At 50.2% G+C, this 8377-nt stretch carries 7 protein-coding genes and 4 pseudogenes; 10 read left to right on the top strand and 1 reads right to left on the bottom strand.

From position 1 onward, the window contains the following. The 9 genes and pseudogenes from H6G13_RS29635 to H6G13_RS27350 form a co-directional block, all read left to right on the top strand. Positions 1-159, top strand: a pseudogene (locus tag H6G13_RS29635) (type 1 glutamine amidotransferase domain-containing protein); the annotation flags it as partial. Between the two features lie 5 nt (positions 160-164). Further along, positions 165-440 (top strand): annotated as a pseudogene (locus H6G13_RS27375) (SDR family oxidoreductase); the annotation flags it as partial. Positions 441-708: 268 nt separating this feature from the next. Next, the gene (locus H6G13_RS27370) at positions 709-1677 is read left to right on the top strand and encodes an SDR family NAD(P)-dependent oxidoreductase (protein ID WP_190488862.1); all 969 of its coding nucleotides are present in this window, start codon (positions 709-711) and stop codon (positions 1675-1677) included. 119 nt (positions 1678-1796) lie between these two features. Further along, the gene (locus tag H6G13_RS27365) at positions 1797-2633 is read left to right on the top strand and encodes an alpha/beta hydrolase (RefSeq protein ID WP_190488861.1); all 837 of its coding nucleotides are present in this window, start codon (positions 1797-1799) and stop codon (positions 2631-2633) included. Between the two features lie 106 nt (positions 2634-2739). Continuing rightward, positions 2740-3477, top strand: coding sequence for a pirin family protein (locus H6G13_RS27360; protein WP_190488859.1), 738 nt, complete (start codon positions 2740-2742; stop codon positions 3475-3477). A gap of 16 nt (positions 3478-3493) precedes the next feature. Next, positions 3494-3909 (top strand): annotated as a pseudogene (locus H6G13_RS29630) (hypothetical protein). After that, positions 3903-4055 (top strand): annotated as a pseudogene (locus H6G13_RS29625) (cupin domain-containing protein); the annotation flags it as partial. The pseudogenes H6G13_RS29630 and H6G13_RS29625, both read left to right, overlap by 7 nt. Positions 4056-4073: 18 nt before the next feature. Next, complete coding sequence (locus H6G13_RS27355) at positions 4074-4970, top strand: beta/gamma crystallin-related protein (RefSeq protein WP_190488858.1); 897 nt, start codon at positions 4074-4076, stop codon at positions 4968-4970. Positions 4971-5340: 370 nt separating this feature from the next. Then, complete coding sequence (locus tag H6G13_RS27350; RefSeq protein WP_190488857.1) at positions 5341-5925, top strand: hypothetical protein; 585 nt, start codon at positions 5341-5343, stop codon at positions 5923-5925. Positions 5926-6029: 104 nt separating this feature from the next. On the opposite strand, the gene H6G13_RS27345 is transcribed toward H6G13_RS27350, so the two are convergent. Next, positions 6030-6739 (bottom strand): IS1 family transposase gene (locus tag H6G13_RS27345; RefSeq protein WP_242028568.1). Its coding sequence is split into 2 segments (ribosomal slippage): positions 6030-6445 and positions 6445-6739, totalling 711 coding nucleotides; the frame shifts between segments, so codons are not numbered across the junction. A gap of 963 nt (positions 6740-7702) precedes the next feature. On the opposite strand from H6G13_RS27345, the gene H6G13_RS27340 reads away from it, so the two are divergent. Next, positions 7703-8155, top strand: a complete 453-nt coding sequence (locus H6G13_RS27340; protein WP_190488855.1) for a transposase — start codon at positions 7703-7705, stop codon at positions 8153-8155. The last annotated feature ends 222 nt before the right edge of the window (positions 8156-8377 follow it).

Genomic DNA, 8377 nt, shown 5'->3' with positions numbered 1-8377 from the left:
TTGTTGGAAGACCGGCTAAAGGAACGGGGTAGCATCTACAGCAAAACCGCCAACTGGGTTCCCTATGTCCAAGTGGATGGCAGGCTCGTGACCGGCCAGAATCCGGCCTCTTCAGGACCCGCAGCGGAAGAGTTACTGAAGTTGCTTCGCTCTGTTTGATCTGCGCGGTAGTAGGCTTAACAAAAGCTGCTGCGCTTCAATATGCCAAAGCGGGTATTGGCATCAATGTCGTTGCACCAGCAGCCATCGAAACAGATATGTTTGAAGCAGCGACAGGTGGGCAGGATGAAGCCGAAGCTTACATAACAGGACTTCACCCGATCGGACGAATTGGAACACCGCTTGAAGTTGCAAATGCAGTCCTGTTTTTATCATCTGACCTGGCATCGTTCACAACAGGTGCAACGTTGATGGTGAATGGCGGGTATGTAGCGCAATAGTCGATCGGCAGTGCGACACGTTGCGGCCAAGTGGTGATTGACCTGCATTATCTGCTCGATCACTCTCCGTGCCGTTGGTTCCTCAAGAGTATCAGGTAGTACGCAGTGTTTGATTGAGCAGTAATACATCCGAAGGAGTCCATCATGACGACACACTTGCAGGCAAAGTTGCACTGGTAACGGGTGGTTCTCGCGGTTTAGGAGCGGCGATCGTAGGGTAGGCGAAAGATCAAAACTTTTACACTCACAATTAACGCAAGGAAAAGAAATGGCTAAAAAATTTAGTGCAAAATCGACCGCCGACGAGGTGCTTTCCGGCATTAATCTCAAGGGAAAGCGATTTCTCATTACGGGTGCATCGTCGGGCATTGGACTCGAAACCGCCCGCTCACTGGTCGCTCACGGGGCTAGTGTCGTCGGCGCGGTCAGAAACCTCGCTAAAGCTGAGCCAGCCACTGCATCAGTTCGTGATGCCGCTTTGCAAGGAGGTGGCAGCCTGGAGTTGATCAATCTTGATCTGGCATCCTTGCAAAGCGTTCGTGCCTGTGCGGATAAACTGTTGGCTGACGGTCAATCGTTCGATGCCATCATCGCCAACGCTGGCGTTATGGCAACTCCGTTCGGTCGGACGATCGATGGCTTTGAAGTCCAGTTCGGAACTAACCATCTTGGTCATTTCGCCCTGATCAATGGGATCGAGCCGCTGCTCGCCGATAATGGACGGCTAGTCGTCCTGTCGTCGCTCGCGCATCGCGGTGCCGATATCGACTTGGACGATCCGAATTTCGAGCAGCAGGCGTACGATCCATGGGTTGCCTATAGCCGATCGAAAACCGCCAATTCACTGTTCGCTGTGGAGTTTGACAGACGGCATCGTGATCGCGGCATTCGGGCTGCTTCGGTGATGCCCGGAAACAGTCTCACGGACCTACCCCGCCATTTCTCGCAGGAGGAGTTGCAGGGACTTTTGCAGACTGTTGACGCAGCGCGCACCGAAGCGGGTCTGCCGCCGAAAGAGTTGAAAGAACTTCCGCAGGCAGCCGCGACATCGGTTTGGGCAGCAGTCGTGGCGAATAAAGACGAGATCGGTGGACATTATCTCGAAGATTGTGCGATCGCGCCGATCAATGACACACCCAACCCATTTGCCGACGGTGTCAGATCGTATGCGCTTGACGTGAACAAAGCTAAGCAGCTCTGGGCGAAAAGCGAGGAATTGATCAGCGCTGCGTTTTGAAGGTTATCGCGCAAGAATCTGAAAAACTGCTTAAGAATCTGAAAGAAACCGAGCATTAGAACTCATTACACTTCGGTCAATTAGATGAGAATCCAATGCAGCATTCATAGGAGATTGCAATGCCTTACGTTACTGTTGGTCAAGAAAACTCTGCAAACATCGATCTCTACTACGAAGATCTTGGGACAGGACAACCGATTGTACTGATTCATGGATTTCCATTGAACGGACATTCCTGGGAGAAGCAGGTTTTAGTTTTACTGAATGCAGGATATCGAGTAATTACCTACGATCGCCGAGGATTCGGTGCTTCCAGCCAACCCTCGTTTGGTTATGACTACGATACCTTCGCCGCCGATTTGAATGCACTCATGACCAAGCTTGACTTGCAAAATACCGTGCTGGTCGGTTTCTCAATGGGAACAGGTGAAGTCACACGTTATCTTGGCAAATATGGATCAGAGCGGGTGCAGAAAGCCGTGCTGATGGCTCCCGTTCCACCGTTTCTGTTAAAGACAGACGACAATCCAGAGGGTGTTGATCAAAGCGTTTTTGATGGCATTATGAAAGCGATTGTTGAAGACCGTCCAGCCTACTTTTCTACATTCTTCCAGGGCTTCTTCAATGTGGACGTGTTGCTGGGCGATCGCATCAGCAATGAGGCAATTCAAGCCAGTTGGAATGTGGCAGCAGAGGCTTCTGCGAAAGGAACTTTGGATTGCGTCCTTTCCTGGCTCACCGATTTCCGCGACGATCTGCCCCGCATTGATGTGCCGACTCTGATTATTCATGGAGATAGCGATCGCATTCTGCCGCTTGAGTCCACCGCAGCAAGACTTCCAAAGCTGATCAAAAACAGTCAACTGGTTGTCATTCCCGGCGGGCCGCACGCTATCAACTGGACTCATGCTGATCAGGTCAATCCCGTGTTGCTGGACTTTCTTCAGCAGAAATAATCAGTGACCTGCCGGATTCCTGTCCTGTGAAAAAAACGCTGTGGTTCATCAGTTGAGTCAGGCTCAAATGATACATATATTTGTCTAGTTCTGAAGAGGCAATTCTATGACTGTCCCCACTCAAACGCCTCGAACCGTTGCCGGAGCAATCAACAGCGTTGAAACACTCGAAGGGGCTGGATTTCTCGTACGTCAGCCCTTTCCCAAAAGTAGCTTCTCTGAATTTGACCCGTTTCTCCTCCTAGACGAGTTGGGTCCGATTAATCTAAAGCCGGGTCAGGCAAAAGGTGCACCCGATCATCCGCACCGGGGCTTTGAAACCGTCAGCTATGTCTTGGGCGGACGGTTAGAACACAAAGATTCTGCGGGGCACGCCGGGCTACTAAATCCGGGTGACGTCCAGTGGATGACAGCAGGTGCCGGGGTTGTGCATTCTGAGATGCCGGAGTCAATGTTTACCCAAACTGATGGACGGCTCCACGGCATTCAACTATGGGTCAATCTGCCACAACGAGACAAAATGATGCCGCCCCGCTATCAGGAAATTCCAGCGGCTCACATTCCGGTAGCTCAAACCGAAGATAAGTCTGTGACAGTGCAAGTGATTGCGGGAGAAGCGTTAGGGGCAAAAGCCACAATTCAGACACGTGCGCCGATAACTTACCTTCACTTCACACTGCAACCAGGGGCAACAAAGCGTCCTCTAGATCTTCTGCTGATTGCAGGTGTACCCCTTAACGAACCAGTTGTGCGCTACGGTCCGTTTGCCATGAACACTGAAGCTGAAATTATCCAGGCGATGAACGACTACCAAGAAGGAAGGATAGGACAGATTTATGCTTAACACATCTCAATAACGGATTAGTCAACATCAACGCTTGAGTGTATTACGAATCAAACTACTGCGTCTGCACAAGCTTTTACTAGGTACTGAGCGCCTTACCTATGAGCAAGTTCGAGGGCAAGTTTCTAGAGGTGAATTGCTACAACTGGTTATTAGTCATGAGCAGTTTGCCTGGTTGTATCGACTCTGAGCATTGATTATCCAAATTGATGAGCTGCTTCATGCTGGTGAAGCTGTTACACCAAAGGCAATTGAAGCGATTGGCAGTGACATTCGTACACTGCTCAGCCCCGACGATTGGGCGATGAGTTTGCCATGAAGTATAATACGGCGCTTCAACGCCACCCCGATGTCGTGTTAGCTCATGCAGATGTCATGATGTTGCTGACCTCTGACAGTATTCAATCAATTGCAAGCCTAAACTTATGCTGATCCAAAAACTAAACGACTGTGAAGAAATTATCGCTGGAGATGGAACTGTTCTGCGCGAACTGCTTCATCCTGACAAACAAGACATCAACTTGCGTTACAGTTTGGCGCATGCGGTCTTGCCTGTTGGCAGAACTTCGATTCCATACTTGCTCATAAATATAAGTATGAAAAAAACATTTTGGCTGTGGATAGTGGTTGGCATACTGGGTGCCCTATTGGCTCAGCCCGGCGCGATCGCCCAAACGACCCAAATTATTCTATTTGACGGGCCTGACTTTAGCGGTGAACAGCGATCGTTTTCCTCTGGGGTGCGTGACTTAAACAACCAGGGCTTTAACGATCGCGCCGAATCAATGGTTGTGGTCTCGGGCACCTGGCAAGTCTGCTCTGACTTTCGCTCCCGAGGCAACTGCAAAACCTTTAGCCCCGGCAACTACTCGTCGTTGGGTTCCTTTGGGCTAGCCAATGCCATTAGCTCCATTCAGCCCGAAACCACCACTACGCCGTCGGTCGGCGGCGGCACTAGCCCCCGCATTACCGTCTATTCAGACCCTGGCTATAGCGGTAACAATGCCGTCTTTACCACTTCCATTAACAATCTCATCCCCCGCGGGCTCAGTGACACCATTTCGTCGATTCAAATCGATGGTGGCAACTGGCAGCTGTGCGCCGACGTAAACTACCGGGGCAGGTGCCAAACCTTAGGCCCCGGCAGCTACAGCAACCTCAGCGCCCTGGGGCTGCAAGACACCATCAGCTCAATGCAGCTAGTCAGCAGTGATAGCTCGGGCAGCAGTGGGTCTAGCGGTAGCTTGATCACGGTGTACCTCGACGTTAACTACGGTGGTAGCAGCATCACGGTCTCTGACTCGATCCACGACCTGATCCCTCGGGGGCTCAACGATCAGATCTCCTCGGTGCGCATTCAAAGCGGCACCTGGCAACTGTGTTCAGACGTCGGCTACCGAGGCAACTGCCGTACCCTAGGCACCGGCAGCTACAGCGACCTGAGCGGTCTAGGCTTGCAAGACAACATCAGCTCGATTCAGCGCATCCAGTAATCGCGATTGCTGGAGACTGGACAGCCGGGACGGCTATCCCACAAGAATTGTCCCAAATATAGTATTGGCCAGTTCGCTTATGCTGAGCACACGCCAGACGTCCCCCTCAAGGCGGACGGCGAACATATCGCCATCCTCAAGAAGGAAAACATGGGCCTCGTTGCGGTCAAGCGAAACGTCGAGTTCGAGGTCATAGAGCTTCCATGGCTCCGCATAGGCCGTACCAGGAAAGTCCACATAGACTTAACTCGACTTTATCCATTTGAGCATAAAAGGAAAGCAGCAAGTCTCTCAGGCTCTCTAGCCCAATTGTGCTTGCTGCTTTCCTTCTTGGCTCAAATGGATAAAGTCGAACTTAGGGGAGGAGAAGATGGCTCAACAAATTGACCAATGGAAAAAAAGATCAGTTTGTGCGCCTATTATTGCGATATGGTGGGATTATCCAGCGATTGAATCGGGAAATAAATCGATGGGGTATTTAATTTGTTATTCATTTCACAATGTTCGTATTCCTGCATCTCAAGTTACGGCAGCTCTAGCAGCAATTCATCATCTGTATCAACCTGAAATGGTTGAACGAATGGGTACAGCAACGATCTACGACCACACAACTAAGACGATGAGAAAATGCTACCGAGGTGGTCATCTTCCGTCTACTGGGAGTTTTGCGACCCTAATGGATGCGTTGCAAGAGTGGTCTTTGGGGAGTGTACAGCAATCAGACGGCAGTATTGAGATTGTGGAGTATCGGTGCGACAAAGCGGGAGATGAGAGCGTGTTATTTGATGCGATTGCCCCTTTTCTTGACTACAGTTGCAATCCCCGCGTAGATGCCTTTCAGGATAACAATGAACATTGGCGGCATGTTTTCATGGACGGACAACATCGGCGGGTTCTCGGCAAAGTCATTTTTGCCGACCAATATCCAGAGTTATTTGATTCTTTAGAGAACTGATACAGCAGCATGAGATACTCTCGTAGAGATACCTTTGCCCGCAACGTTCCGAACAATCACTTTAATTTCTGAGAATGCAACGATCGATTCAACTGCTGGTAGTACTAGATAGGTAATGATGCATTGTAGTAGTGGATGAAATTCCACAGCAAGCCAATATGGTTGCGTAGGCTTCTCGAGAAGGCAAGGCTGCGCCTCACAAAGCGTGAAACCCGCTGCCGCAAGGTGTTGTTGAATCGCTCTATGTAGCTCGTTTTGCCACTGTCCTTACTCACCACCTGATGCCGCTTCTGGGGCAACACACCTTGGTAAGCCTTCCAGTCATGGGTGTAGATAACAGCACACTGCCGATAAACCTTGGGCAGAGAGTCCCACAACCTTTGGGCACTTCTCCGGCTACGGTCTCCCACATAGGCCCCAATAATCTCTCTGGTTTGAGCATCCATTGCTAGCCAGACCCACTGCTTGTTGCCCTTGCGATCAACGAAAGACCACAGCTCATCACACTGCACGCTTAAAGGCCCCTTTTTTTCGGGCGTACTTGAGCCTGTCTCGGAGTTTGGGCTGCTTTGAGGTGAACGTAATCTTGGAGCCATTGCTCTGAGACCTGCGCTGCTCGGGCAATTCCTGCCATTGAGAGACGTTCTAGCAGAAGACGGTCAACCAAGTCCCGAGTCGCTTGGTCGATTCGCTTATCGGTGGGGTGCTCGACAAACTGGTATCCGCAGTTGCGGCACAGAAACCGTTGCTTTCCAGTATGGATACGGCCGTTCTTAACCGTGCGGGTTGAACTGCATCTTGAGCAGGTTGCCATTGCTCTCCGGTAGATCGCTTCGCTAATACCCTAACAAATCGATCATTACCTCTCGAGTTCTACCGATTCGTCATCATTTAGCCAATTCAACTGAAACTCAACTTGCAAAGATTGATAGGCTCCTGGCAGGAACTGTTGAGCCGAGAAATATGAACGCATTGACTGGAAAGCAAGCAGTGTCACTGTTGACGGAAATATTCACCCAGGAAGACTGGCAGGCAATGGTAGAGGCCGCATTGCACTCTATTTCATCACGGATGTTGAGTGCAGGAAAAACATAGCCTTTAACAACGGCGGTATGAGAGGACGTTTGATAATTCGGTTAAACTCATCGCCTGGGTCGCCCTCGACGATGATCTACAGAACCGGACGTGAAAGTTTCCCAACATCGGGCTCCTCAACGATTTGGTGAGTGACAATCATACCTCCCGACCTATGCCTTACACGCACATTTCGCAACACTTTGAAGGCCTTTAAAAGCTAGATTCAGCGCTACTTTCCAGCCTTCCAACCGTCTAGACTCAGTTCAAGACATCTAAATTTAGAGAAGAGATATAAGGAATAAAATAAGAGGAAAGAAGAAGTGTGTAGAAAGGTGAATCAGAGAAATTAGGTAAGAGAAATCTGGAAGGCGTTGCAGTGAAAGCTGTTGAGAGACTTTCCCTTGAAAAACAGTAACGAATCTGCAACAGAGTTGGAGTGCAGACTCGGAGAGCATATTTACTTAGAACCTACACCAATATTTCCTCACCAGAGGAAAGATGAAGCAAGAGTGGCTAGAGCGTAGATATGGATAGCAGTAGAAATTAAAAAGTGGCAATTAGGAAGAAGCAGATAGCCAACTCCCGAAAAATTTGCCTAACTTCTGCAGGATATGAAGAGAAATAGGGTAAATAGATGTGGCAGAAAGGGTAGCCAGGAGTGTTAAAGGGACTGAACTGGTGCATCTAAAGGGAGCGCAGAATGAGCTGGGTAGAAGAGGAGCTGAGTGGAACTGAGCTAGGAGATGCAAGGCTAACGAAACGGCTGATCGCAATGGTGCAAGCGCTGTACGAGCAGCCGAATAAGAGCGTGCCAGGAGCGAGTCAAGATGTGGCTGCGTTAGCTGGCATGTATCAGTTCTGGAGCAATCGACGCATCAAGGCCGAGGACATTTTGAGTGGCCATCAGCTCAGTACCGTGATGCGTTTGAGTAGCCACGAAACGGTCCTGGTATGCCAAGACACGAGCGATCTGGTGTACACGACACTGCGCCGTACACGTGGATTGGGGCCTATTAGTGATCTATCAGGCAAAGGGATCAAAGTGCACACAGCCCTATGTGTGAGCGATGCCGGAGTGCCGTTAGGAGTGCTTCACAGAAGAGCTGGACTCGCGATATGCAAAGCTGTCGCCCCCATCGACGGCGAGGAATAGAGGAAAAGGAAAGCTATCGGTGGTTGGAGAGCCTGGAAGCAGTGCAGCAACAAGTGCCCAAAGCAACGAGAGTGATCACGATAGCAGACCGTGAAGGGGACATCTACGAGTTGTTTGCCCACCTACGCCGAGCTAACTCAGAACTACTGATCCGCGCAGCCCAGAACCGTAGTACGAAAAGCTTCTTTTTTAGGAAAAATCAAGTTGATGTGTGGGCACTCG

This window comes from Pseudanabaena sp. FACHB-2040 (assembly GCF_014696715.1).
In the GTDB taxonomy this organism is placed as follows: Bacteria; Cyanobacteriota; Cyanobacteriia; order Phormidesmidales; family Phormidesmidaceae; genus JACVSF01.
This window is presented reverse-complemented; position numbering and strand designations above follow the sequence as displayed.

What these genes read in the sequence shown, in the direction of transcription:
- H6G13_RS27370 (WP_190488862.1), top strand. Translation starts at nt 709, where the DNA reads ATGGCTAAAAAATTTAGTGCAAAATCGACCGCCGACGAGGTGCTTTCC.
- H6G13_RS27365 (WP_190488861.1), top strand. Translation starts at nt 1,797, where the DNA reads ATGCCTTACGTTACTGTTGGTCAAGAAAACTCTGCAAACATCGATCTC.
- H6G13_RS27360 (WP_190488859.1), top strand. Translation starts at nt 2,740, where the DNA reads ATGACTGTCCCCACTCAAACGCCTCGAACCGTTGCCGGAGCAATCAAC.
- H6G13_RS27355 (WP_190488858.1), top strand. Translation starts at nt 4,074, where the DNA reads ATGAAAAAAACATTTTGGCTGTGGATAGTGGTTGGCATACTGGGTGCC.
- H6G13_RS27350 (WP_190488857.1), top strand. Translation starts at nt 5,341, where the DNA reads ATGGCTCAACAAATTGACCAATGGAAAAAAAGATCAGTTTGTGCGCCT.
- H6G13_RS27340 (WP_190488855.1), top strand. Translation starts at nt 7,703, where the DNA reads ATGAGCTGGGTAGAAGAGGAGCTGAGTGGAACTGAGCTAGGAGATGCA.